The sequence below is a fragment of the Blastococcus sp. VKM Ac-2987 genome (assembly GCF_026967805.1).
Classification (GTDB): Bacteria; Actinomycetota; Actinomycetes; order Mycobacteriales; family Geodermatophilaceae; genus Blastococcus.
In genome coordinates, this window is sequence record NZ_JAPVBG010000002.1 from 333,346 (window position 1) to 356,605 (window position 23,260).

At 75.5% G+C, this 23,260-nt stretch carries 24 protein-coding genes; 18 read left to right on the top strand and 6 right to left on the bottom strand.

The genetic code is table 11. The features are described from left to right. The first annotated feature begins 85 nt into the window (after positions 1-85). Both O2W17_RS10420 and O2W17_RS10425 read left to right on the top strand, forming a co-directional pair. Positions 86-1,528, top strand: a complete 1,443-nt coding sequence (locus O2W17_RS10420; RefSeq protein ID WP_269192361.1) for a bifunctional 3-(3-hydroxy-phenyl)propionate/3-hydroxycinnamic acid hydroxylase — start codon at positions 86-88, stop codon at positions 1,526-1,528. A gap of 27 nt (positions 1,529-1,555) precedes the next feature. Further along, the gene (locus tag O2W17_RS10425) at positions 1,556-1,759 is read left to right on the top strand and encodes a hypothetical protein (RefSeq protein ID WP_269192362.1); all 204 of its coding nucleotides are present in this window, start codon (positions 1,556-1,558) and stop codon (positions 1,757-1,759) included. A 16-nt stretch (positions 1,760-1,775) separates the two neighbouring features. Here O2W17_RS10425 and O2W17_RS10430 read toward each other — a convergent pair whose 3' ends face one another. From O2W17_RS10430 to O2W17_RS10440, 3 genes are all read right to left on the bottom strand, one after another. Continuing rightward, the gene (locus tag O2W17_RS10430) at positions 1,776-2,201 is read right to left on the bottom strand and encodes a DUF1707 SHOCT-like domain-containing protein (RefSeq protein WP_269193289.1); all 426 of its coding nucleotides are present in this window, start codon (positions 2,199-2,201) and stop codon (positions 1,776-1,778) included. Positions 2,202-2,266: 65 nt separating this feature from the next. Continuing rightward, positions 2,267-3,499: a pre-mycofactocin synthase MftD gene (gene mftD / locus O2W17_RS10435; RefSeq protein ID WP_269192363.1), complete on the bottom strand. Its 1,233-nt coding sequence runs from the start codon at positions 3,497-3,499 to the stop codon at positions 2,267-2,269. 129 nt (positions 3,500-3,628) lie between these two features. Continuing rightward, a complete protein-coding gene (locus O2W17_RS10440; RefSeq protein ID WP_269192364.1) occupies positions 3,629-4,225 on the bottom strand; it encodes an acyl-CoA-like ligand-binding transcription factor in 597 nt (198 codons plus the stop codon). A 127-nt stretch (positions 4,226-4,352) separates the two neighbouring features. Between O2W17_RS10440 and mftA the strand changes: the two genes are divergently transcribed. From mftA to mftC, 3 genes are read left to right on the top strand one after another with little or no spacing between them, the layout of a single operon-like run. Continuing rightward, a complete protein-coding gene (gene mftA / locus O2W17_RS10445) occupies positions 4,353-4,472 on the top strand; it encodes a mycofactocin precursor MftA (protein WP_269192365.1) in 120 nt (39 codons plus the stop codon). Between the two features lie 11 nt (positions 4,473-4,483). Then, complete coding sequence (gene mftB, locus O2W17_RS10450) at positions 4,484-4,777, top strand: mycofactocin biosynthesis chaperone MftB (protein ID WP_269192366.1); 294 nt, start codon at positions 4,484-4,486, stop codon at positions 4,775-4,777. Further along, entirely contained in the window at positions 4,774-6,009 is a 1,236-nt protein-coding gene (gene mftC, locus O2W17_RS10455; RefSeq protein ID WP_269192367.1) for a mycofactocin radical SAM maturase, read from the top strand. The genes mftB and mftC overlap by 4 nt, the downstream gene beginning before the upstream one ends. Positions 6,010-6,054: 45 nt before the next feature. Here the strand turns inward: mftC and O2W17_RS10460 are convergent, their stop codons facing one another. Together O2W17_RS10460 and O2W17_RS10465 are read right to left on the bottom strand one after the other, a co-directional pair. Next, positions 6,055-6,534: a pyridoxamine 5'-phosphate oxidase family protein gene (locus O2W17_RS10460; RefSeq protein WP_269192368.1), complete on the bottom strand. Its 480-nt coding sequence runs from the start codon at positions 6,532-6,534 to the stop codon at positions 6,055-6,057. 38 nt (positions 6,535-6,572) lie between these two features. Further along, entirely contained in the window at positions 6,573-6,950 is a 378-nt protein-coding gene (locus O2W17_RS10465; RefSeq protein ID WP_269192369.1) for a YchJ family protein, read from the bottom strand. A 160-nt stretch (positions 6,951-7,110) separates the two neighbouring features. Here O2W17_RS10465 and O2W17_RS10470 point away from each other — a divergent pair, with 160 nt between their 5' ends. The 4 genes from O2W17_RS10470 (at position 7,111) to mftE (ending at position 10,548) form a co-directional block, all read left to right on the top strand. Beyond that, entirely contained in the window at positions 7,111-7,881 is a 771-nt protein-coding gene (locus O2W17_RS10470; protein WP_269192370.1) for an Hpt domain-containing response regulator, read from the top strand. A 92-nt stretch (positions 7,882-7,973) separates the two neighbouring features. Next, the gene (locus tag O2W17_RS10475; protein ID WP_269192371.1) at positions 7,974-8,966 is read left to right on the top strand and encodes an ATP-binding cassette domain-containing protein; all 993 of its coding nucleotides are present in this window, start codon (positions 7,974-7,976) and stop codon (positions 8,964-8,966) included. Then, complete coding sequence (locus O2W17_RS10480; protein ID WP_269192372.1) at positions 8,967-9,845, top strand: ABC transporter permease; 879 nt, start codon at positions 8,967-8,969, stop codon at positions 9,843-9,845. It begins immediately after the preceding gene. Positions 9,846-9,852: 7 nt separating this feature from the next. After that, positions 9,853-10,548, top strand: a complete 696-nt coding sequence (gene mftE / locus O2W17_RS10485) for a mycofactocin biosynthesis peptidyl-dipeptidase MftE (RefSeq protein WP_269192373.1) — start codon at positions 9,853-9,855, stop codon at positions 10,546-10,548. Positions 10,549-10,570: 22 nt separating this feature from the next. Here mftE and O2W17_RS10490 read toward each other — a convergent pair whose 3' ends face one another. Further along, positions 10,571-11,572, bottom strand: a complete 1,002-nt coding sequence (locus tag O2W17_RS10490) for an iron-siderophore ABC transporter substrate-binding protein (RefSeq protein WP_269192374.1) — start codon at positions 11,570-11,572, stop codon at positions 10,571-10,573. A 136-nt stretch (positions 11,573-11,708) separates the two neighbouring features. On the opposite strand from O2W17_RS10490, the gene O2W17_RS10495 reads away from it, so the two are divergent. The 9 genes from O2W17_RS10495 (at position 11,709) to O2W17_RS10535 (ending at position 23,182) form a co-directional block, all read left to right on the top strand. Beyond that, a complete protein-coding gene (locus O2W17_RS10495; protein ID WP_269192375.1) occupies positions 11,709-12,263 on the top strand; it encodes a cysteine hydrolase family protein in 555 nt (184 codons plus the stop codon). Next, a complete protein-coding gene (mftF, locus tag O2W17_RS10500; RefSeq protein WP_269192376.1) occupies positions 12,260-13,672 on the top strand; it encodes a mycofactocin biosynthesis glycosyltransferase MftF in 1,413 nt (470 codons plus the stop codon). Before O2W17_RS10495 ends, mftF begins: the two co-directional genes overlap by 4 nt. A 104-nt stretch (positions 13,673-13,776) precedes the next feature. Continuing rightward, positions 13,777-15,042 (top strand): multidrug effflux MFS transporter, encoded by a 1,266-nt coding sequence (locus tag O2W17_RS10505; protein ID WP_269192377.1) that lies wholly within the window; start codon positions 13,777-13,779, stop codon positions 15,040-15,042. Between the two features lie 88 nt (positions 15,043-15,130). Then, on the top strand, positions 15,131-16,447 hold the full coding sequence (locus O2W17_RS10510) for a GAF domain-containing protein (protein WP_269192378.1): 1,317 nt from the start codon (positions 15,131-15,133) through the stop codon (positions 16,445-16,447). Between the two features lie 60 nt (positions 16,448-16,507). Continuing rightward, positions 16,508-17,761: an MFS transporter gene (locus tag O2W17_RS10515; RefSeq protein ID WP_269192379.1), complete on the top strand. Its 1,254-nt coding sequence runs from the start codon at positions 16,508-16,510 to the stop codon at positions 17,759-17,761. Positions 17,762-17,975: 214 nt separating this feature from the next. Next, positions 17,976-18,533: a (2Fe-2S)-binding protein gene (locus O2W17_RS10520; protein WP_269192380.1), complete on the top strand. Its 558-nt coding sequence runs from the start codon at positions 17,976-17,978 to the stop codon at positions 18,531-18,533. After that, a complete protein-coding gene (locus O2W17_RS10525; RefSeq protein ID WP_269192381.1) occupies positions 18,530-21,028 on the top strand; it encodes a xanthine dehydrogenase family protein molybdopterin-binding subunit in 2,499 nt (832 codons plus the stop codon). Before O2W17_RS10520 ends, O2W17_RS10525 begins: the two co-directional genes overlap by 4 nt. A 58-nt stretch (positions 21,029-21,086) precedes the next feature. Then, entirely contained in the window at positions 21,087-21,944 is an 858-nt protein-coding gene (locus O2W17_RS10530) for an FAD binding domain-containing protein (RefSeq protein WP_269192382.1), read from the top strand. Positions 21,945-22,021: 77 nt separating this feature from the next. Further along, positions 22,022-23,182 (top strand): SRPBCC domain-containing protein, encoded by a 1,161-nt coding sequence (locus O2W17_RS10535; RefSeq protein ID WP_269192383.1) that lies wholly within the window; start codon positions 22,022-22,024, stop codon positions 23,180-23,182. The last annotated feature ends 78 nt before the right edge of the window (positions 23,183-23,260 follow it).

The following is a 23,260-nucleotide window of genomic DNA, read 5'->3' on the forward strand; positions in this document are numbered from 1 at the left end:
GAGAAGGGGGCCCGCCCGTCAAGGCGGGGCACCTGCGGTGCAACGTGCTGCAGCCATCGGGACGGGCGTCGGCGAGACTGGCGGCATGCCCGGCGCCCCCGTCCTCGTGGTCGGTGCCGGCCCGGTGGGCCTCACCGCGGCTCTGCTGCTGGCCCGGCGGGGGCTCGACGTCGTCGTCCTGGACCGGCACGCGGCGCCCTACCCGCTGCCCCGTGCGGTCCACCTGGACGACGAGGTCTTCCGGGCGCTGCAGGCAGCCGGGGTGGCCGACGACGTCGCCGCGCGCTGCCGGCCGATGGCCGGGCTGCGGCTGCTGGACGGGGCGCACCGGGTGCTCGCGGAGTTCCGCCGGGCCCCGGACGCCGGTGCCCACGGCTGGCCGCAGGGCTCGTTCGTCCACCAGCCCGACCTGGAGGAGGTGCTGGCCGCCGCGGTGGCGTCGATGCCCGGGATCGAGGTGCACCGGGGCAGCGAGGTGACCGGGCTGGAGCAGGACGGCGGTCCCGTCACCGTCCGGGTGACCGACCGGGCCACCGGGGCGGACCGGTTCGTCCGGGCGGCGGCCGTGCTCGGGTGCGACGGCGCCGGCAGCACCGTGCGGGAGCTGATCGGGGCCCGGATGCGCGACCTCGGCCCGGCCGACCGCTGGCTCGTCGTCGACGTCCGGTCCCCCGAGCCGCTCGGGCTCTGGCCCGGGGTGCACCAGGTGTGCGACCCGCGCCGGGCGGCCACCTACATGCCGGTCACCGGCGACCGCTACCGCTGGGAGTTCCGGCTGGCCCCGGGGGAGACCGCCGAGGAGCTGGCCGACCCGGACCGGCTGGCGTCGCTGCTGGCGCCCGTCGCACGGGCGGCCGACGTCGAGGTGCTGCGGGCGGTCGAGTACACGTTCCGGGCGCAGGTCGCCGACCGCTGGCGCGACGGGCGGGTGCTCCTGGCCGGCGACGCCGCCCACCTCACCCCGCCGTTCGTGGGTCAGGGGCTGGGGCTCGGCCTGCGTGACGTGCACCAGCTCGCCTGGAAGCTGGCCGCCGTGCTGCGCGGGGAGGCGCCGGACGCGCTGCTGGACACCTACCAGGCCGAGCGGGAACCGCACGCCCGCGCGCTGATCCGGGTGGCGCTGCTGCTGGGCGCGCTGATGACCGGCGGCGGGCGGGGCGGCGCCGTCGCCCGGCGGGCCGTGCTGGCCGCCGTCCGGCGGATCCCCGCCGTGGCCCGGCTGGCCACCGGCAGCCGGACCCCGCCGCTGCCGCGCGGTCCGCTGGTGGCACGCCGGGGGCGGGCCGGCCGCCGGCTGGCCGGCACGCTGCTCCCGCAACCGGAGGTCCTCGTCGACGGCCGTCCCCGCCGGCTGGACGATGTCCTGGGCGACGGCTACGTCGAGATCGCCGCGGACCTCCGGATCCGCCGGCCCGACGGCACGGCGCTCCGGATCGAGGACCCGTCCGGGGTGCTCCGGCGCTGGCTGGGCGGGGTGGCGCTGGTCCGCGTCCGGCCCGACCGCATCGTCCGGTCCGTCCGCGTGTGAGCGGTCGACGCGGGGTACCGGCCCGCCATGAACATCGACAAGGATCAGATCCTGCAGCTGCTGCGCTCCCAGGGTGACGACGCCAAGGCCGAGCAGGCCGACCAGGAGCTGCCCGGGCAGGTGGACACCGAGCGCGACGCCGGGCTGCTGCAGAAGTTCGGCATCGACCCGATGGACCTGGTGAAGAAGCTGGGCGGCGGCGGGGGGCTGGGCGGCCTGCTCGGTCGCTGACGCCGGCGGCCGGGCCTCAGCTGCGGCCGGGACCCGGCCGGCCGATGCCGATCGCGTACAGCAGGCCGAGCACCGCGCCCGGGGGCAGGGCCACGTAGAGGAACCAGGGGTGCACCGGGCCGACGGTGAACTCCAGGATGCCCCAGACCACCAGGTTCACCAGGCTGAGGCTGAGCCAGACGATGGTGAGCACCTTCATCGCCAGGCCCGCGGAGTCGTCGCGGAAGAACTGCGGAGGCCCGGGCGCCGGCGGGAGCGCGGGCAGATCGGCGGTGACGCGGGCCAGGTCGCCGCGGGTGCGGGACGCCCACACCGCCTGCACCCGCTGGTCGAACTCGCGCAGGTCCAGCTGACCGGCGTCGTGCGCACGCTGGAGCCCGGCCGCGACGTCCGCGCGCTCGGCGTCGGAGATGCGCAGGTCGTCGGGGCGCACCGGCTCCATCACGCCGACATCCTGGCAGCCGGGGGACCTCCGGAGGTGGAGATCGCCCGGCCGGGGACGGCGGCTCAGGCCTCGCGGCGCCGGCGGGCGGGGGAGGTGGCCAGCAGGGCGTTCTCGACGGCGGTGTCGCCCAGCGCCCGCTCGAAGCCCGGCGGGACCACGAGGTCGTCGCGGGACAGGTCGGAGACCTCCGGGCGGCCGAGGCCGACCATCGCCGAGCCGAGCCCGTCGCGCAGCAGGTCGAGGACGTTCTCCACGCCGGCCTGCCCGTTGGCGGCCAGGCCCCACAGGTAGGCCCGCCCGATCATGACGGCCTTCGCGCCCAGGGCGAGGGCCTTGGCGACGTCGCCGCCGCGCCGGATGCCGCCGTCGAGCAGCACCTCGATCTGGTCCCCCACCGCCTCGGCCACCGCCGGGAGCGCGCGGATCGAGGCGGGGGTGCCGTCGAGGTTGTTGCCGCCGTGGTTGGAGACCGAGATGGCGGTGACCCCGGCGTCGACGGCGCGCTTGGCGTCGTCGACCCGCATGACGCCCTTGAGCATGAACGGGCCGTCCCACTGCGAGCGCAGCCAGGCGACGTCCTCCCAGGTGGGCATCGGGGAGGCGTTCCACATGCCGTAGGCGCCGAAGAACGTGGGCGCCGGCTCGCCCGGGGTCGCCACCATGTTCGGCACGGAGAGGTCGGGGATCTTCCCGGCCTTCGCGAAGTCGAGCAGCCAGCGCGGCTTGGCCAGCACCTGCGGCGCGTACTTCCGGGCGGCCTCGAAGTCGATCTTCTCCGGGATGAACGGGCTGCCCCAGTCGCGGCCGTAGGCGAACGACCAGTCGAGGGTGGCGATCATCCCGACGGCGCCGGCCCTCCGGGCCCGCTCCATGCGGGCGAGCATCTCCTCGCGGCTGCCCACCCAGTACATCTGGAAGAACGTCTGCGGGTTGGCCGCCACGACCTCCTCGATCGGCTTGCTGGCGAAGGAGGACAGCCCCATGGCCACCCCGCGGGCAGCCGCGGCGCGGGCGACGGCCACCTCGCCGTCCGGGTGGACGGCCTGCACGCCGGTCGGGCTGATCAGGACGGGCATCGACATGGGCTGGCCCATGACGGTCACGGCCATGTTCCGCTCGTTGGCCAGCCCCGCGGTGTGGGGCGAGAAGCCGATCTCGGCGAACGCGGCGAGGTTGTCCTCCAGCGTCAGCCCGCGCTCGGATCCGGCGACCAGCGCGCCGTAGACGCCCTTGGGCAGCCGCTTCTTCGCGCGCCGCTGCGCCTCGGCGACCGATTCGAACCACGCGTTGGCCATCGGAACCTCCTCGTCGGCCCGGGTCGACCGGGCTGGTGGGCCGGCCCGACGGCCGGTGACACTGAGTGCCACGCTACTGCCGCGGATGAGACCGCGGCCACACGGGGCCCTGTCCGCTGCCCCGGCGGGTCAGCCGCGCAGGCTCGGGAAGCCGCCCGACATCTCGGCGAAGGCCAGGCGCAGGTGTGCGGCCAGGCTGGAGTCGCCGTCGGCCAGCCAGGCCTCGAAGGCGGTGGTGGCCGCGGCCCGGGTGCTCGCGGCGACCAGCCGGGGGAGCAGGCCGGACGCGGGCGTCCCGGTCCGCGCCGCCACGTGCCGGGCCACCACGCGGTCCACCTCGGCGAACCGCAGCTGGCTGTGCGCCAGCAGCGCGGGCTCGGTGAGGATCAGCCGCATGCGCTCGCGCAGCAGCGGCAGCTCGGCCTCCGGGTAGTCGTTGACCTCGACGTAGGCGGCGCACACCGAGGTGAGCACCGGCGAGGCGGGGTCGGCCGCGGCGAGCAGCTCCTCGAGCCGGCTCACGTGCCCGGCGAAGTCCCCCCACACGGCGTCGGCCTTGGTCGGGAAGTAGCGGAAGAAGGTGCGGCGGCTGATCCCGGCCGAATCGGCCACCTCGTCGCTGGTGACGTCCTCGAACCCGCGGACGGTGAACAGGTCGAGGGCCGCGCGCTCCACGCGGGCGCGCCCCGCCGGCAGCGCCGCCGGCACCGTCCTCGTCTCGGCCACGCAGGCATTCTGCCCGGCGGCCCCGCCCGGGGCGTGCGGCCGGACACGTGGGGACCCGCTCTTGCCCCTGGCACCGGGTGTCACTAACGTCCGCCCCGACCATGTGACCGCGTTCACGGAGGCCCCCATGCCCGAGCCCACCCAGACCGACGTCGTCGTCCCCGAGGCGCCCGCTACGGAGGAGGCCCTCGTCGAGGAGTCGCTCGTCGAGGAGGTCTCCATCGACGGCATGTGCGGCGTCTACTGAGCCGGCGCCCGATGACCGCACCCGCCGGGGTTGCTTTCGACGCCGACCTGCCCTGGCGGAGGGCCGGGTCCGTGGCCCTCCGGCCGGAGCCGTTCGGCGCGCTGGTCTACCACTTCGGCAACCGGAAGCTCTCCTTCCTGAAGTCGAAGACCCTGGTCGCCGTCGTCGAGGCGCTGGCCGAGCACCCCAGCGCCGCGGCCACGCTGACCGCGTGCGGCGTCCCCGACGCCCAGCGCGGTGCCTACGTGAAGGCACTGGCCGACCTCGCCCGCTCGCAGATGATCGAACGCCGGGAGACCCCGTGACCGCCCTTCTGCCGCCCCGCCCGCCCGCACCCGAGCGCCCCGTCGGCGGCCGGTTGATCGACCAGTTCGAGTACGGCCTCGATGCGCCGATCTGCCTGACCTGGGAGCTCACCTACGCCTGCAACCTGGCGTGCGCCCACTGCCTGTCCTCGTCGGGACGGCGGGACCCGCGCGAGCTGTCCACCGCCGAGGCCGAGGCGGTCATCGACGAGCTGCAGCGGATGCAGGTCTTCTACGTCAACGTCGGCGGCGGCGAGCCGACCGTGCGGCCGGACTTCTGGCACCTGCTCGACTACGCCATCGGGCACGACGTCGGCGTCAAGTTCTCCACCAACGGCATCAAGCTGGACAAGGCCCGCGCCGCGCAGCTGGCCCGCACCGACTACGTCGACGTGCAGATCTCCCTGGACGGCGCCACCGCCGAGGTGAACGACCGGGTCCGCGGCACCGGCTCCTACGCCACGGCGATCCGCGCGCTGGAGAACCTGGCCGAGGCCGGGATGAAGGACTTCAAGGTCTCCGTCGTCGTCACCCGGGAGAACGCCGGCCAGCTCGACGAGTTCAAGGCGCTCACCGACTCCTTCGGTGCGCAGCTGCGGATCACCCGGCTGCGGCCCTCGGGCCGCGGGGCCGACGTCTGGGACCAGCTGCACCCCACGATGGCCCAGCAGAAGGACCTGTACTCCTGGCTGCTGGCCAACGGCGAGAAGGTGCTCACCGGCGACTCGTTCTTCCACCTGTCGGCCTTCGGCGAGGCCCTGCCGGGGCTGAACCTCTGCGGCGCCGGGCGGGTGGTCTGCCTGATCGACCCGGTGGGCGACGTCTACGCCTGCCCGTTCGCCATCCACGAGAACTTCCTCGCCGGCAACGTCCGCGACGAGGGCGGTTTCCAGCGGGTGTGGCAGTCCAGCGAGCTGTTCGCCGACCTGCGCAACCCGCAGACCGGGGGCGCGTGCACCAAGTGCGCGCACTTCGACGCCTGCCGCGGCGGGTGCATGGCGGCGAAGTTCTTCACCGGCCTGCCGCTGGACGGCCCCGACCCCGAGTGCGTGCAGGGCTACGGGGAGACGGCGCTGGCCGCCCGCGACCTCGAGCTGGTGGCACCCAGGAGCTCCGTCGACCACTCGCACACGGGTCCGGTCCGCGGGCAGCCCACGCTGCTCGGCATGCCCGCGCTGCCCCCCGCCAAGATCTGCGACGAGTCGCCGCTCGCGGGCCTCGACCTGCGCTGACCCCCCGGTGCCGGCCCCCGCGGGCCGGCACCGGGCGGCCACCGGCTAGAGGTCGACCTTCTTGTTCTCCCCGGCGTCGATCCGCTCGCCGGTGGCCTTGGCCTTCACGAAGCTGAACGCGGTGGCCAGCCGGCCGCCCGGGCTGTCCCAGTACTCCGCGGAGTCGCCCTCGACCTTGATCAGGACGACGTCGGGGTCCTCGGGCCCGTTCGGGAACCACGCCTCCACGCCGCCGTTCCACAGCTCCTTCTTCTTCGCGGTGTCGTCGACCACGCGGGCGTGCCCGGTCAGCGACACCCAGGTGCCACCGGAGCCGACGCCGACGTTGACCTGCGGGGACGCCGCGATGTGCGCCACCGGGTGCGAGTGGCGCTCGGCGAAGAACCACAGGTCGCCGTCGAACCCGACCTCCTGCAGCGTCATCGGGCGGCTGGTGAGCTTGCCGCCGGGGGAGACCGTGGTGAGGAAGCCGAAGCGCTCCCCCTTGATCAGCTCGGCGACCTTGCGGGTGTCCTCGGTACTCATGCCCGGGCTCGTGCCCACAGCGGTCCCGCCCGACACCCTCACCGCGCGTCGAGATACCGCCAGGCGCCGTCCTCCCGCGCGAACCGGCTGACCTCGTGCTGGCTGCCGCGCTCGCCGCCGGCGACGTACCAGGCGCGGAACTCCACCGTCCCCTCCGCGGCGAGCAGCCCGCCGCCGGTGGTGGCGAGCACGTCCAGCCCCGTCCAGCGCACCGCCGGGTCCGGCTCCACCGAGGCCGGGCGGGTGGTGGAGTGCCAGCTGGCCAGCAGGTAGGCGGCGTCGCCGAGGGCGAAGGCGCTGTACCGCGAGCGCATCAGCTGCTCGGCGGTCGCCGCCGGCGCCGTGCCGTCGTGCCGCGGCCCGCAGCACTCGGCGTAGGGCAGTCCGGTCCCGCAGGGGCAGCGACGAGGAGGCACGGACCGAGTGTCCCCACCGCGCCCGTCGCCCGCCCGGACGGGGGATCCCCGCACTTCAGACCCGGCCGCCACCTGCCGATACCAGGGGCGATGGCGGGCGCCCCGGGCGTCCGCGGCCGGCCGGAGATCCCGGCCGGTACCGGTGGTGCAGGAGGACGGCGTGGTCAAGGTGCTCGTGGTCGAGGACGAGGACACGACCCGTCTGATGCTGGAGCGGCGGCTGACCTGGGCGGGCTACCGCGTCCGCGTCGCCGACTCGGCGGACGACGCGCTGGCCGCGGTCGGCGGCGCGTTCACCCCCGACGTCGTGGTGACCGACATGTTCATGCCCGGCGGCAGCGGTCTCAGCCTGGTGACCGCGCTGCGCGCGGACCCGGGCTGCGCCGAGCTCCCGGTCATCTTCCTGAGCGGCCGGGCGCTGCCCGGGGACGTCTCCGCCGGCCGCTCGCTGGGCGCCACCTACCTGGCCAAGCCGTGCGCCCTGGCCGATCTCGCCCAGGCGATCGACGCGGCCGCGGGCGCGACCACCGACGAGCTGGAGGACGTCGTCCGCCGGCGGCTCGGCGACGTCGCCGGGGTGGAGGAGGAGGCCGAGCGGGCCTTCACCGCCCGGCTCCTGCGCACCTTCGTCGCGGCCGCCCCGGCCGGGCTGGCGGCCCTGGAGCGGGCGGCGGCGACCGCCGACGCGGCCGGCGTCGAGGCGGCCGCCCACCGGCTGGCCGGCGGCGCGGGGACCCTCGGCGCGGACGCGCTGGCCGCGGCCTGCCGGTCGCTCGAGGAGCGCGGGCGGGAGGGCGACGTCGCGGACGTGGCGGCCGCCGTCGGCACCGTGGCCGAGCAGCTCGCGCGGACCTGCGAGGTCTTCGCCGGGCTCGCCGAGGAGCTGGAGGAGGACGTCCTCGTCGTCGAGGACCCGGCCCCGGTGGCCTGATCCGGCCGTTCGCCGCCCCCCGGGCCGTGCCCGGCGGCGCGCCCCGGGTACTCGGTGGCGGAGCCGCTCCCCGGTGGAGGATGGTGTCCGGTGTGCCGGACAACCCGAGGGCGCCCGCGATCGAGGTCAGCGGGCTCACCAAGAGCTACCCGTCCGGCAGCGGGGTCATCGAGGCGGTGAAGGGCATCGACCTGCGCGTCGAGACCGGCCAGACCTACGGCTTCCTGGGCCCCAACGGCGCCGGGAAGTCGACCACCATCGAGATGCTCTGCACCATCCGCAACCCGACGTCGGGGACCGCGCGGGTGGCCGGCTACGACGTGGTGCGCGAACGCGACCAGGTGCGCCGCCGGATCGGCCTGGTCTTCCAGCAGCAGACGCTGGACGTGCAGCTCTCCGCCGAGCAGAACCTGCGCTTCCACGCAGACCTCTACGGCCTCTCCCGGGCCGAGGGCGCGCGGCGCATCGACGAGGTGCTGGCGATGGTCGACCTCGCCGACCGGCGGCACGACACGGTCACCAAGTTCTCCGGCGGGATGAAGCGGCGGCTGGAGATCGCCCGCGGCCTGGTGCACGCCCCGCAGGTGCTCTTCCTCGACGAGCCGACGATCGGGCTGGATCCGCAGACCCGCGCGGCGATCTGGGACTACCTGCACGACCTGGGACGGCGCACCGGCATCACGGTCTTCGTCACCACGCACTACATGGACGAGGCCGAGCACTGCGACCGGATCGCGATCATGGACCACGGCGAGATCGTGGCGGAGGACACGCCGGAGGCGCTGAAGTCCAGCGTCGGCACCGACCGGATCGCCCTGCGCACCGACGACGACGAGCTGGCCATCGCGCGGATCCGGGAACGGCTGGGCATCGAGGCCGGCGTCCACGAGGGGCAGGTGACCCTCGCCGTGCCGGAGGGGGCCGCCGTCGTCCCCCGGCTGTTCACCGAGCTCGGCGTCGGCATCCGGTCGGTGACGGTGAACCGGCCCAGCCTGGACGACGTCTTCCTGACCTACACCGGCCGCACCATCCGCGACTCCGACGGCCCGCAGGGCCGCTCCTTCCCCTTCGCCGGGAGGCGCTGAATGACCACCCGCGACACCGCCGCGCCCCCCGCCCGGCTCGACCCGCCGCCGGACGAGGTCCGCAGCGACCTGACCCACCAGCTGCGCGCCACCTGGGTGGTCACCCGGCGGGAGCTGCTCCGGCTGCGGCGCGACCCGGCCCGCATGCTCACCATGCTGCTGCAGCCGCTGCTGTTCGTCTTCGTCATGGGCACCGGGCTGGGCAGCATCGTGGACACCGGCGGCGACGTCAGCTTCCGCACCTTCCTGTTCCCCGGCGTGCTCGCCACGTCGGTGCTGTTCACCGCCGCCTTCGCCGGGATCTCGCTGGTCTGGGACCGGGAGTTCGGCTTCCTGCGCGAGATGATGGTCGCGCCGATCTCCCGGGGCTCGATCATCTGGGGCAAGTGCCTGGGCGGCGCGATCGTGGCCACCGTGCAGAGCATGGTGCTGCTGGCCCTGGTGGGGCTGGTCGACATCCCCTACTCGCCGGTGCTGCTGCTGCAGCTGACCGGCTGCCTCTTCCTCGGCGCGCTGCTGCTCACCGCGCTCGGCGTGCTGCTCTCCACCCGGATCAAGACCATCCAGACGGCGATGCCGGTCAGCCAGCTGCTGATCATGCCGATGATGTTCCTGTCGGGCGCGCTCTTCCCCATCGCCGGCCTGCCCGACTGGCTGTCGCTGCTCACCCGGCTCAACCCGCTGACCTACGTGGTGCAGCCGATGCGGCAGTTCACCCTCGACCGCCTCGACCTGACCGCGGAGGCGCAGGAGCGGCTGCTGCCGGGGCTCACCTGGTTCGGCTGGGAGGTCCCGGTCGTCGTCCAGCTGGGGGCCGTCGCGGTGCTGACCCTCGGCCTCGTCGCGCTGGCCGCGCGGGTCTTCCGGACGACGGAGTGACGCGGCGGTGAGCACGCTGGCGGCCTCGGTGTGGCCGGAGCTGCCCGAGCGGCCGCTGCTCGTCGTCCCGCTGGGGTCGGTCGAGCAGCACGGCCCCCACCTGCCGCTGGCCACGGACACCCGGCAGGCCGAGGCGGTGGCGGGGGCGGCCCTGCCCGGGATCGACGGCGCCCTGCTCGCCCCGGCGATCCCGTACGGCGCCAGCGGCGAGCACGAGGGCTTCCCCGGCACGGTGTCGATCGGGACGGAGGCGCTCACCACGCTGCTGGTGGAGTACGGGCGCTCGGCCTGCCGCTGGGCGGGGCGGCTGCTGGTGGTCAACGGTCACGGCGGGAACCTCGCCGCCCTGCGCGTGGGGGTGCCGCTGCTGCGGGCGGAGGGGCGGGACGTCGCCTGGTGGCCGTGCGCCGTCCCCGGCGGGGACGCCCACGCCGGGCGGGTGGAGACGTCGCTGATGTTGCACGTGGAACCTGCGGCGGTCCGCGAGGAGCGGGCCGAGCGGGGGGAGACGGCCCCGCTGCGGGAGCTGCTGCCCCGGATGCAGGCCGAGGGCGTGCGGGCGGTCAGCCCGAACGGCGTGCTGGGCGACCCGGCGGGCGCGTCGGCCGCGGAGGGTGCGGAGCTGGTGGCGGACCTGGCCGGGCGGCTGGTCGCGGCGGTGCGGGGGTGGCGGGTGGACCCCGCCGGGCGGCTCGTCGAGTGAGCCCCCGGCGGGGGCTGGTCGCTCAGCCGCCGATCGCGTCGGCGAACTGCGGCACGGTCTGGTCGATCGCGTAGAGGAGCCCGGGCGCCGAGGCGCTGGAGAACGCGTTCAGCACCGTCAGGTCCTCCAGGACGACGGCGCGCCCGTCCTGGACCACGGGGAGCGTCTGCCACACCGGGTTGCCGGTGAACTCCGAGGCCTCGACGAAGATCGGGAAGACCACGGTGAGCTCGGCGTCGAGCAGGTTCACCTGCTCCTCGCTGACCGGCACGAAGAAGTTCTCCGTCGCCAGCTCCTCGATCTCGGCCTTGTTCTCGAAGCCCAGCTGCTCCATGAACTGCACCCGCGAGTCGCCGCTGACGTAGGCGCCCCAGCCCTCGGCGGTGTACGCGCCGACGGCGACCTCGGTGCCCGCGAACTCCGGGTGCGCCTCGCGGGCCTGCTCGAACGCCGCCTCGACCTCGGTCTCGAGCTCCTGGGCCGCCTCGGTCCGGCCGAGCGCCTGGCCGACCATCTCCAGCTGCTGCTGCCACGTGGTCTGGTACGGGCCCACGCCCTCGGGCTGGCCGATCGTCGGGGCGATCTCGCTGAGCAGCTCGTAGCGGTCCTGCTCGCCGGACGAGCGGGTGTCGAGGATCAGGTCGGGCTCCAGGGCGGCGATCGCCTCGTAGCTGGGCTCGAGGGTCTCGATCAGCACCGGCGGCTCGTCGTAGCCCTGCTCGACCCAGTCGCCGAGGCCGTCCTCGCCGCCGACGGCGAGCCAGTCGCTGGCGCCGACCGGCTGGACGCCGAGGGCGAGCGCGGTCTCGGCGTCGGACCAGCCGAGGGCCACCACCCGCTCGGGCTCCTCCTCGATCGTGACGTCGCCGAAGGCGGTCGGCACGGTGACCGGGTACCCGCCGGACGCGCCCGTCGTCCCGGCGTCGCCGGTGGGAGCCGGTTCCTCGGCGGAGCCGCAGCCGGCGACGGTGAGGGCAGCGGCCGCGAGCACGGCGGCGCCGCGGAGGGCGGGGCGGACGATCATGGAACTCTCCTCGCGGATCAGGTAAGGCTGACCTAACCACAACACTCCTGCCGCGCAGCGGGCGGGGCCGGGTCGTTACTGTCCGGGCGGCCCGTGCAGCCGGGCCGCGGACGGGACGCACGGGGAGAGCTGGGGCATGGGCGAGCAGGCCGCGCGGCCGGAGGGCTGGCTGGTCGTGGTCGACCTCCAGCACGTGTTCGGGGAGCCGGACTCGCCGTGGACCGCGCCGCGGTTCGAGGAGATCCGGCCGCGGATCCGCCGGCTGGTCGCCGCCTTCGGCGACCGGGTGGTCTGGACCCGATTCGTGGCCCCCGCCGAGCCGGTCGGCGCCTGGAAGCAGTACTACGAGCAGTACGACTTCGCGCGGCAGCCGCCGGAGGCGCCGTGCTACCAGCTGGTCGAGGACCCGGGCACCGCGCCGGTGGTGGACGCCACCACGTTCGGCAAGTGGGGGCCCGCGCTGGCCGACGTGGTCGGCGAGGGACCGCTCACCGTCGCCGGTGTGGCCACCGACTGCTGCGTGATGTCCACCGTGCTGCCGGCCGCCGACGCCGGGGTGCCGGTGCGGGTGGTCACCGACGCCTGCGCGGGAGCCGGCGACGACGAGCACGAGCGGGCGCTGCAGGTGATGGGCGGCTACGCGCCGCTGGTGTCGTTCGCCACCACCGACGAGGTCTTGGCGGGGGCGTGACGCCGCCCGCCGACCGGCTGCCCGACGGGTTCGCCGTCCGGCTCGACCCGCGCGTCCGCCGCCGCGGCGCGGCCACCCTGCTGGGCGGCTCCCCGCTGCGGCTGCTGCGCCTCGCCCCGCGCGCGGCCGCGCTGCTGCCCGCCGACCGCCTGGAGGTGCGGGACGCGACCAGCGCCGCGCTGGCCGCCCGGCTGCTCGACGCCGGCCTCGCCCACCCCGACCTCCCGCCGGACCCCGGCGGCGTGGACGTCACCGTCGTCGTCCCCGTCCGGGACCGTCCGGCCGCCCTGGCCCGGCTGCTCGCGGCGCTGCGCGCCGACCCCGGCACCGCCGGACTGCCGGTGGTCGTGGTGGACGACGGCTCGCGGGTGCCGGTGGTCGCCGCCGACGGGGCCCGGGTGCTGCGCGCGGACGTCTCCCGGGGGCCCGCCGCCGCCCGGAACGCCGGCCTCGCCGCGGCCGGCACCGACCTCGTCGCGTTCCTCGACTCCGACTGCGTGCCCCGGCCCGGGTGGCTGGCCCGGCTCCGCCCGCACCTGGCCGATCCGCGGCTGGCCGCCGTCGCCCCGCGGATCGGACCGCTGCCCGGCGGGCTCCGGGGCCCGGTCAGCGCGTACGAGGACGTCGCCGGCGCGCTGGACATGGGCCCGCGGCCGGCGGCGGTCCGGCCGCTGTCGTCGGTGTCCTACGTGCCGAGCGCGGCGCTGCTCGTGCGCCGGGCCGCCCTGGGCGCCGGCTTCGACGAGCAGCTGCGGGTGGCCGAGGACGTCGACCTGGTCTGGCGGCTGACCGGGGGCGGCTGGCGGGTGCGGTACGAGCCGGCCGCCGAGGTGGCGCACGAGCACCCGGTGCGCCTCGCCGACTGGCTGCGCCGCCGCGCCTTCTACGGCACCGGGGCCGCGCTGCTGGCGGCCCGGCACGGGGGCGCGGTGTCGCCCCTGGTGATCGCCCCGGAGACGGCGCTGACCTGGGCGCTGCTCCTCGCGGGCGGCCGCCGGGGGACGGCGGCCGGCGCCGCGGTGCTGGGGGTGACCGGCGCCCGCCTCGCCCGCCGCCTGGCCCGGCCGGGGGAGCCGGTGCCCGTCGGGCTCGCCGCGGCCCTGGCGCTGCGGGGGCTGGCTGCGTCCGGGCAGTCGCTGGCCCGGGCGGCCACCCGGCACCACTGGCCGGTGGCCGCGGTCGCCGCCGTCGGGTCGCGGCGCGCGCGGCGCTGGGTGCTGGGCGCCGCGGCCGCCGACGCGCTGGTCTCCTGGTGGCCGCACCGGGGCCGGATCGGACCGGTCCGTCACGGGGTGGCCCGGCGGCTCGACGACCTCGCCTACGGCGCCGGCCTGTGGGCCGGGGCGCTGCGCGCCCGGGACCCGCGCGCCCTGCTGCCGGTCCGACCGCCGCGAACCGCGCCAGGGTGAGGTATGCCGCAGCGCGGAATGCCCGCGCCGCCGGCCGCCTTCATGTCGCCGTACTGCGGTCAGACCAGCGTGGGTCCCGCGCCATCTCGATCGACGGGGACACCGTGACCGCCACCCAGGAACGCCTCGCCCTCCCGGCGGGCCCCGCCGCACCCGCGCGACCGGGCGCCGCCCGCACCGCGCTGACGCTCGGGGCGTTCGTCGCCCTCGGGCCGCTGACCATCGACATGTACCTGCCGGCGCTGCCGAACATCACCAGCGACCTGCTCACCACCTCCGCGACCGTGCAGCTGACCCTCACCGGCACCCTGATCGGCCTCGCGCTCGGCCAGCTGGTGCTCGGGCCGCTGTCCGACGCGTACGGCCGCCGGCGGCCGCTGCTGGCCGGCACCGCGCTGCACGTCGTCGCCTCCCTGCTCGTGCTCGTCGCGCCGACCATCGCGATCCTGGGCACGCTGCGGGTGCTCCAGGGCGTGGGCGCCGCCTCGGGCGCGGTCATCGCCCTCGCCGTGGTGCGCGACCTGTACGACGGCCGGGCCGCGGCGACGATGCTCTCCCGGCTGTTCCTCGTGCTGGGCGCGGCGCCGGTCCTGGCGCCCACCATCGGCGGGGAGATCCTGCGGTTCACCACCTGGCGCGGGGTGTTCGCCGTGCTGGCCGGCTACGGCGTGTTCCTGCTCGTCGTCGGGTGGGCGACGCTGCAGGAGACCCTGCCCCCGGAGCGGCGGCGCAGCGCCGGGGTGCGCGGCACGCTGCGGATCTACCGCGGCCTGCTGCACGACCGCACCTACGTCGGGCTGGTGCTGGTCGCCGGGCTCACCATGGCCGGGTTGTTCAGCTACGTGTCCGGCTCCTCCTTCGTCTACCAGGGCGAGTTCGGGCTGGACGAGCAGCAGTTCGGCCTGCTCTTCGGCGCCGGCGCCTTCTGGCTCATCGCCGCCACCCAGCTCAACCCGCTGCTGCTGCGCCGCTGGTCCCCCCAGGCGCTGCTCGTGGCCGGGACCGTCGCCGGCGCCCTCGCCGGTGCCGCGCTGGTCGTGCTGGCCGGTACGGGCACCGGTGGCCTGATCGGCGTCACCGGGGCCCTGTGGGCGGTGCTCTTCGCCTGCGGGCTCGCGCTGCCCAACGCCCCCGCCCTGGCGCTGTCCCGCCACGGCGAGGCCGCCGGGAGCGCCGCGGCCCTGCTCGGCGCGATCCAGTTCGGCGTCGGTGCGGCGGTCTCCCCGGTCGTCGGCCTGCTGGGCAACGACGCGGTGGCCATCGGCCTCGTCGTCGTCACCGCCCTGGTCCTGGCGATCGCCGTCCTGGTCGCCGTCGTCCGGCCGTGGCAGCTGGCCACCCCCGGGGAGGAGCCCGCACCGGCCCGGTGACCCCGACGCCGGCGGCCCGATCTCTGGTGGAAAGCGTGCTGACCGGTCACGATGGCCCTGCCATGAGCCACCTCCCACGGGCCGCCCGGTGACCACCGCCGTCAACCCGTGGCTGGCGCTGCCCGACGGGGTCCCCGACGCGGCGCGCACCCGGCGGTTGCGCGCCGCGCACGAGCTGCTGGTCACCGCCAGCGAGCTGCCCGACGACGACGTCGTCCGCTCCGTGGTCCGCGACTCCTGGCGCCGGTCGCTGGGCAGCGGGGTCGACCCCGACGGCGGGCTGCCGCCGGTGGAGCTGCTCGACGCCGAGCTGCTCGCCTACCGGGCGGCCCACCCGCTGGCCCCGGTGCTGCCGGTCATCCGCCGGCTGCTGGTCCAGGACGCCGAGGCCGGTCGGATGATCGTGGCGGTGACCGACGCCGCGGGGCGGATGCTCTGGGTCGAGGGCGACCGGCAGCTGCGCTCCCGGGCGGAGGGCGTGAACTTCGTCGAGGGCGCCCGCTGGTCGGAGGACGTGGCCGGCACCAACGCCCCGGGGACGGCGCTGGCCGTCGACTCCGCGGTGCAGATCTACGGCAGCGAGCACTTCCGGCGGCCGGTGCAGCCCTGGAGCTGCTCGGCCGCGCCGGTGCACGACCCGGTGACCGGGGCGCTGCTGGGCGCCATCGACGTCACCGGCGGCGACCCCGTCGCCGCCCCGCACGTGCTCACCCTCGTGCGCGCGACCGTCGCCGCCGTCGAGTCCGAGCTGCGCTGGCTGCACCGCGAGCGGCTGACCGCCGGGTCCGCCGCGGCCGCTCCGGTGCCGGCCGAGGCGCGGCTGGAGGTGCTCGGCCGGGAGCGCGCCCGGCTCACGCTGCCCGCGGGACCGCTGGAGCTGTCGGTCCGGCACTCGGAGCTGCTGTTCCTGCTGGCCGAGGCCGCCGCGTCGGGGCAGGGCCGCAACGCCGCTCAGCTCGCGGTGGAGTGCCACGCCGGGGCCGCCGCCACCGTCACCGTGCGGGCCGAGCTGTCCCGGCTGCGCCGGCTGGTGGGCGGCGACCTGCTCGACTCCCGCCCGTACCGGCTGGTCGGCCGGCTGCGCACCGACGCCGACCAGGTCCGCCGGCTGCTCGCGCGCGGCGACGTCGCGGCCGCGCTCGAGCGCTACGCCGGCCCGGTCCTCCCCGGCTCGCACGCGCCCGGCGTCCGCTCGGCCCGCGACCGCCTCGCCGCGCAGCTGCGCCGCGCCGTGCTGACCGGTCACCGCCCCGAGCAGCTGCTGCGCTTCGCCCAGCTCCCCGAGGCGCGCGAGGACCCCGGCGTGTGGCACGCGCTGCTGGAGGTCCTGCCGCCCGGCTCGCCGCGCCGGACGGCGGTGGCCGCGCACCTGCACCGGCTGCGGCTGGCCGGCCGCGCCCGCTGAACCGGGAGAGGTGCGCCACCGGAGGGAATGCCGCGCGGGGGCCGTGGCTTCGCTGCTGGAGTGACCGCCGTGCCCCTCGCCGACCGACCACCCCTGAGCCCGGTCCGGGTAGTGGTGGCCATCGTGGCGCTGGCGCTCGGCGGGTTCGCCATCGGCACCACCGAGTTCGTGACCATGGGCCTGCTGCCGGACATCGCCGACGGCGTGGGCGTCGACATCCCCTCGGCCGGCCACGTCATCTCCGCCTACGCCCTCGGCGTCGTGGTCGGCGCCCCGGTGATCGCGGCGATGAGCGCCCGCCTGCCCCGGCGCGCGCTGCTCGTCGGCCTGATGGGCGCCTTCCTGGTCGGCAACGTGCTCACCGCCCTGGCGCCGGCCTACCCGACGCTGCTGGGCGCCCGGTTCCTCGCCGGCCTGCCGCACGGCGCCTACTTCGGCGTGGCCTCGCTGGTCGCCGCGTCGCTGGTCGCGCCGCGGCTCCGGGGGCGCGCGGTCAGCTCGGTGATGCTCGGGCTGGCCGTCGCGCTGGTCGCCGGCGTCCCGGCCGCGACCTGGCTGGGGCAGGCGGCCGGCTGGCGCTCGGCGTACTGGCTGGTCGTCGTCCTGGCCGCGGCCACCGTGGCGGCCGTGCTGGTCGTCGTCCCGCCGTCACCGGGCCGGGCGGATGCCACGGTCCGGGGTGAGCTCGGGGCGCTGCGCCGGCCGCAGGTGCTGCTCACCCTGGGGGTCGGCATCGTCGGCTTCGGCGGCATGTTCGCGCTCTACAGCTACATCGCCCCGGTCGTCACCGACGTCGCGGAGCTCTCCCGCGGCACGCTGCCGGTGATCCTGTTCGTCTACGGGGTCGGCGGCATCATCGGGACGGCGCTGGCCGGGCGGCTGGGCGACTGGTCGCTGTTCCGCTCGCTGGTGGGCTCGCTGGTGGCGCTCATGGTGCTGCTCGCCGTGGTGGCCGTAGTGGCGTCCTGGGTGCCCGGCCTGGTGGCCGGCGTCTTCCTGGTCTCGGTCAGCGGCTCGACGCTGGCGATCCTGCTGCAGTTGCGGCTGATGGAGACCGCGGGGGAGGCCCAGATGCTCGGGGCCGCGCTCAACCACTCGGCCCTCAACCTCGCCAACGCCCTCGGCGCCTGGGTCGGCGGGCTGGTGATCGCCGCGGGCCTCGGTTACCGGGCGCCCAGCGCCGTCGGCGCCGCGCTGGCGGCCGCCGGGCTCGTCCCGCTCGCGGTCTCCGCCGTCCTGCGGCGCCGGGAGCGGGCCGCCGGGCCCGTCCCGGCCGCTGCGCCGGTGCCCGGGGAGCCGGCCGCCGTCCGCTGACCCACCGGCGGGACGTGCACGGGCCGCCGCTCCGGGAGGGCGGTGCAACGCCGCTGCAACGTCGCCGGCGGCCCGTGCGCTGCGCTGATCTCGTACTTCTTCGCCCGATCGCGCAGCTAAGCGTGGCCTAAGTCACTCCTTTCGGGTCAGACTCCGCCGCAGGCCCGCGGTCGACCGTGGGCGCATCGACCCCCTGCAACGAGGCGGAGGACGGATGACCCGGATCAGCGTGCGGGTGGACGGGGCGTCGTACGACGACGACGTCGAGCCCCGGACCCTTCTCGTGCACTACCTGCGCGAGCAGCTCGGCAAGGTCGGCACCGTGGTCGGCTGCGACACCAGCAACTGCGGCGCCTGCACCGTGCACCTCGACGGCGAGGCCGTGAAGAGCTGCACCGTGCTGGCCGTCCAGGCCGACGGCGCCGAGGTGACGACCATCGAGGGCGTCGCCGGCGACGGCAGCGGCAACGGGCAGCTGCACCCCATGCAGAAGGCGTTCCACGAGATGCACGGGCTCCAGTGCGGCTACTGCACCCCCGGCATGATCATGGCCTCCCTCGACCTGGTGAAGGAGAACCCCGACCCCAGCGAGGACGAGGTGCGGGAGGGCATCGAGGGCAACCTCTGCCGCTGCACCGGCTACCAGAACATCGTCCGCGCCGTGCAGCAGGCGGCCGCCGAGATGCGCGGGTCCGACGGCAACGGCAACGGCCACGTCGCGCCGGCCGAGGTCGACACCGCCGCCGCGCCGCACGTGGTGGGGCAGGCATGACCGCCGTCGAGGAGCGGACCGGCACCACCCCGGGGCCGGAGAAGGAGATCGGCAAGGCGCGCCGCCGCAAGGAGGACGCCCGGCTGATCACCGGCAAGACCACCTGGACCGACAACATGGTCCTGCCCGGGATGCTGCACCTGGCGGTCGTCCGCTCACCCGTCGCGCACGCGCGGATCACGCACGTCGACGTCAGCGCCGTGCGCGAGGCCCCCGGCGTCATCGCCGTCTTCACCGGTAGCGACCTCGCCGAGGAGCAGGGCTCGCTGCCGTGCGCCTGGCCGGTCACCCCGGAGATGGTCAACCCCGGCCACCCGTCGATCGCCGTCGACCAGGTCAACCACGTCGGCGAGGCGGTCGCGGTGATCGTGGCCCGCAGCAAGACCGCCGCCCAGGACGCCGTCGAGCTCGCCGACATCGACTACGAGCCGCTGCCGGTGGTGCTGGACATGGAGGAGGCGGTCGCCGACGGCGCCGACCTCGTCCACGACCACCTGGAGTCCAACACCAGCTACCACTTCGTCTTCGACGCCGGCGAGATGGGCACCGGCTCGGACACCGACCAGGCGTTCGCCGACGCCGACGTCGTCGTCAGCCGGCGGTTGATCCAGCAGCGGCTGATCCCGGCGTTCATGGAGCCGCGCTCGGTCGTCGTCCAGCCGCAGGGCGACAACTACACGATGTGGTCGGCCACCCAGATCCCGCACATCCTGCGGGTGATGGCGGCGATGGTCACCGGCATCCCCGAGCACAAGCTGCGCGTCGTCGCCCCCGACGTCGGCGGCGGCTTCGGCGGGAAGCTGCAGGTCAACCCGGAGGAGATCCTCTGCCTCCTGATCGCGCGGCGGCTGGGCAAGCCGGTCAAGTGGACCGAGACCCGCAGCGAGTCGCTGATGACCGCCCACCACGGCCGCGACCAGATCCAGTACGTCGACATCGCCGCCGACCGCGAGGGCAACCTCAAGGGCCTGCGGGTGCGGCTGCTGGCCGACATGGGCGCCTACCTGCGGCTGATCACGCCGGGCGTCCCGGCCCTGGGCGCCTTCATGTACCCGGGCATCTACAAGTTCCCGGCCTACCGGTTCGAGTGCGACGGGGTGTTCACCAACAAGGTGCCCACCGACGCCTACCGCGGCGCCGGGCGGCCGGAGGCCACGTTCGCGATCGAGCGGATCATGGACGAGCTCGCCGTCGAGCTGGGCATGGACCCGCTGGAGCTGCGGCGTAAGAACTGGATCAACGCCGACGAGTTCCCGTTCACCACGGTGGCCGGGCTGGCCTACGACAGCGGCGACTACGAGACCGCGACCCAGCAGGCGCTGGAGCTGCTCGGCTACGACGAGCTGCGCGCCGAGCAGCAGCGGCGGCGGGAGTCCGGCGACCGGGTCCAGCTGGGCATCGGCATCTCCACCTTCACCGAGATGTGCGGCCTGGCCCCCTCCCGGGTGCTGGGGTCGCTCTCCTTCGGCGCCGGCGGGTGGGAGCACGCCGCCATCCGCATGCTGCCCACCGGCAAGGTCGAGGTGGTCACCGGCTCGACGCCGCACGGCCAGGGCCACGAGACGGCGTGGAGCCAGCTGGTCGCCGACTCCCTCGGCGTGCCGTTCGAGGACGTCGAGGTGCTGCACGGCGACACCGCGATCTCCTCCCGCGGGCTGGACACCTACGGCTCGCGGTCCCTGGTGGTCGGCGGGTCGGCCGTGGTCAAGGCGGCGGACAAGGTGATCGCCAAGGCCCGGAAGATCGCCGCGCACCTGCTCGAGGCCAGCGAGGACGACCTGGACTTCGAGGCCGGCAAGTTCTCCGTGCGGGGGACGCCGGGCACCGGCCTCGGCATCCAGGAGATCGCGCTGGCGATCTTCGCCGCGCACAACTACCCGGAGGGCATCGAGCCCTCGATCGACGCCGAGGCGACGTTCGACCCGGAGAACTTCTCCTTCCCGCACGGCACCCACCTGTGCGCGATGGAGGTCGACACCGAGACGGGGTTCGTCAAGATCCGCAAGTACGCCTGCGTCGACGACGTCGGCACGATCGTGAACCCGCTGATCGTCGAGGGGCAGGTGCACGGCGGCCTGGCGCAGGGCATCGCGCAGGCGCTGTACGAGGAGGCCGTCTACGACGCCGACGGCAACCTCACCACCGGCACCTTCGTCGACTACCTGGTGCCCTCGGCGAACGACCTGCCGCACTTCGACACCGGCAACACCGTGCACAGCGCGCCCGGCAACCCGATCGGGGCCAAGGGCGTGGGGGAGGCCGGCTGCATCGCCTCGACGCCCGCGGTGGTGAACGCCGCGCTGGACGCCGTCCGGCACCTGGGGGTCACCGACATCCGCATGCCGCTGACCCCTGAGCGGGTCTGGCGGGCGATCCACCGGGGCGGGGACGGCGGCGACCGCGCCACCGCCGGCTCCAACGCCTACGGCGGGGCGCAGACCGAGACCACCGCCGGGGTGTCCACCGACGCCTCCTCGCTGGGAGGGGACCGATGACCCGCCGGAGCCCCGAACGCCGCCACCCCCGTCGGACGCTCGCCCAGGAGGGCCGGTCATGATCCCCGCACCGTTCGCCTACGCCCGCCCCACCACCGTCGACGAGGCGCTGCAGGCCATCGCCGAGGGCGGCGAGGACGTGAAGGTCCTGGCCGGCGGCCAGTCGCTCATCCCGGTCATGCGGCTGCGGCTGGCCGCGCCGGAGACCGTCGTCGACCTCGGCCGGGTCGCCGAGCTCCGGGGCGTGCGGGAGGAGGACGACGCGATCGTCGTCGGCGCGATGACGACGCACGCCGACGTCCTCGCCGATCCGCTGATCCGGCAGTACGCGCCGCTGGTCGCCGAGGCGACGGCGACCGTGGCCGACCGGCAGGTGCGGCACCGGGGCACGTTCGGCGGCGCGCTGGTGCACGCCGACCCGGCCGGTGACCTGCCGGCGGTGGCCCTGGCGCTGGACGCCGAGTTCGTCATCGTCGGCCCCGGCGGGCGCCGGACGGTCGGTGCGTCGGAGTTCTTCGTCGACTACCTGACCACCGCGGTGCAGGAGGGGGAGCTGCTCGTCGAGGTGCGGCTGCCCAAGCTCGCCGGCTCCTGGGGCATGCACTACGAGAAGTTCAACCGGGTGGCCCAGGCGTGGTCGATCGTGGCCGTGGCTGCCGCGGTGCGCCGGGAGGACGGGCGGATCGCCGAGGCACGGATCGGGCTGACCAACATGGGGCCGACCCCGCTGCGGGCCCGGCAGGTCGAGGAGGCGCTGGCCGGGGCGGAGGCGACCGCGGACGCGGTGGCCGCCGCGTCCCAGCACGCCGCCGTCGGCACCGACCCGAGCAGCGACCTGAACGCGCAGGCCGATTACCGGCAGCATCTCGCCACGGTGCTGACGCGCCGCGCGGTGAGCACCGCCGCCGGGCTGTAGCGTCGGGTTCCCGCCCGGTCAGAACCCGTCCGTCCCGGCGTCCCGTCGCCCGGTCGCTCCTTCCAGGAGGTCCTGCAGTGCAGCTGGAGAACTCGTTCACCGTCCCGGTGCCCGTCGACGAGGCCTGGCGGGTGCTGCTCGACATCGAGCGGATCGCCCCCTGCATGCCGGGCGCGGCGCTGGACTCCGTCGACGGCGACGACTTCACCGGCCGGGTGAAGGTCAAGCTGGGGCCGATCAACCTGACCTACCAGGGCAAGGCCTCCTTCGTCGAGAAGGACGAGGCCGCGCACCGGGCGGTCATCGACGCCCGCGGCAAGGACCAGCGCGGCAACGGCACGGCGGCGGCGATGGTGACGGCGAACCTGCGTGCCGAGGGGTCGGTCACGCGGGTCGACGTCCTCACCGACCTCAACATCACCGGCCGGCCGGCGCAGTTCGGTCGCGGGGTGATGACCGACGTCGGCAACAAGCTGCTCGGGCAGTTCGCCGACAAGCTGGCCGCCCAGCTCGGCGAGGGCGACGCGCAGGGCGACGCCGACCGGGCCAGCGCCGCGGCGGGCGCGAGCACGGCGGGCCAGGCCACGGCGGGCGAGGGCGCGGCGGCGAAGGCGGCCGCGACGGCCACCGGCGTCGTCGAGGAGGTCGCCGCGTCGGCGGAGCAGGCCGCCGGCGAGGGCACGGCGGTCAAGAAGGCCGCAGCCGCCACGAAGAAGGCGGCCGCCTCGGCCACCGACAAGGTCGCCGGGCAGGAGTCCGCCGAGCAGGAGTCGGCGACCGCCGACGCCCCGGCGAAGACGACCGCGGCGAAGGCGACGGCGGCCAAGGCCACGCCTGCCAAGAAGGTCCCTCCGGCCAAGGGGGCTGCCGGCAAGGAGTCGGCGACCACCGGGACGCCGGCCAAGGAGACCGCGGCGAAGGTGACCGCGGCCAAGGCGGAGCACGCCGACACCCCCTCCGCGTCGCGGGACACCGCGCCCGCCGGCAAGGCGCCGAGCGCGCCGCCGAAGGGCACCACCGCCCCGCCGAACCGGCCCGCCACGGGGGCGCCGCTGCGCAGCGTCCCCGGCACCGGCCCCTCGACCGACCGCCCCCGGCCGGCGCAGACCGAGCCGGAGCCGATCGACCTGCTCGAGGTGGCCGGCGGCGCCGCGCTGTCCCGCTACGCGGCGCCCGCCGCTGGGGTGACCGCCCTCCTCGTGCTGATCATGCTGCTCGTCCGCCGTCGCCGGCGCTGAGCAGGGATTCCGCCTCGCCGGTCGAAGCCGCGGGCCCCCGGTAGCCGCCCTCCGGGGTGGGTTCCCGCGTGGCCGTAA

What these genes read in the sequence shown, in the direction of transcription:
- mftD (WP_269192363.1), bottom strand. Translation starts at nt 3,499, where the DNA reads ATGGCCAACGCGTGGTTCGAATCGGTCGCCGAGGCGCAGCGGCGCGCG.
- O2W17_RS10430 (WP_269193289.1), bottom strand. Translation starts at nt 2,201, where the DNA reads ATGGAGCCGGTGCGCCCCGACGACCTGCGCATCTCCGACGCCGAGCGC.
- mftA (WP_269192365.1), top strand. Translation starts at nt 4,353, where the DNA reads ATGCCCGAGCCCACCCAGACCGACGTCGTCGTCCCCGAGGCGCCCGCT.
- O2W17_RS10420 (WP_269192361.1), top strand. Translation starts at nt 86, where the DNA reads ATGCCCGGCGCCCCCGTCCTCGTGGTCGGTGCCGGCCCGGTGGGCCTC.
- mftB (WP_269192366.1), top strand. Translation starts at nt 4,484, where the DNA reads ATGACCGCACCCGCCGGGGTTGCTTTCGACGCCGACCTGCCCTGGCGG.
- O2W17_RS10490 (WP_269192374.1), bottom strand. Translation starts at nt 11,572, where the DNA reads ATGATCGTCCGCCCCGCCCTCCGCGGCGCCGCCGTGCTCGCGGCCGCT.
- O2W17_RS10480 (WP_269192372.1), top strand. Translation starts at nt 8,967, where the DNA reads ATGACCACCCGCGACACCGCCGCGCCCCCCGCCCGGCTCGACCCGCCG.
- O2W17_RS10525 (WP_269192381.1), top strand. Translation starts at nt 18,530, where the DNA reads ATGACCGCCGTCGAGGAGCGGACCGGCACCACCCCGGGGCCGGAGAAG.
- O2W17_RS10530 (WP_269192382.1), top strand. Translation starts at nt 21,087, where the DNA reads ATGATCCCCGCACCGTTCGCCTACGCCCGCCCCACCACCGTCGACGAG.
- O2W17_RS10495 (WP_269192375.1), top strand. Translation starts at nt 11,709, where the DNA reads ATGGGCGAGCAGGCCGCGCGGCCGGAGGGCTGGCTGGTCGTGGTCGAC.
- O2W17_RS10425 (WP_269192362.1), top strand. Translation starts at nt 1,556, where the DNA reads ATGAACATCGACAAGGATCAGATCCTGCAGCTGCTGCGCTCCCAGGGT.
- O2W17_RS10460 (WP_269192368.1), bottom strand. Translation starts at nt 6,534, where the DNA reads ATGAGTACCGAGGACACCCGCAAGGTCGCCGAGCTGATCAAGGGGGAG.
- O2W17_RS10520 (WP_269192380.1), top strand. Translation starts at nt 17,976, where the DNA reads ATGACCCGGATCAGCGTGCGGGTGGACGGGGCGTCGTACGACGACGAC.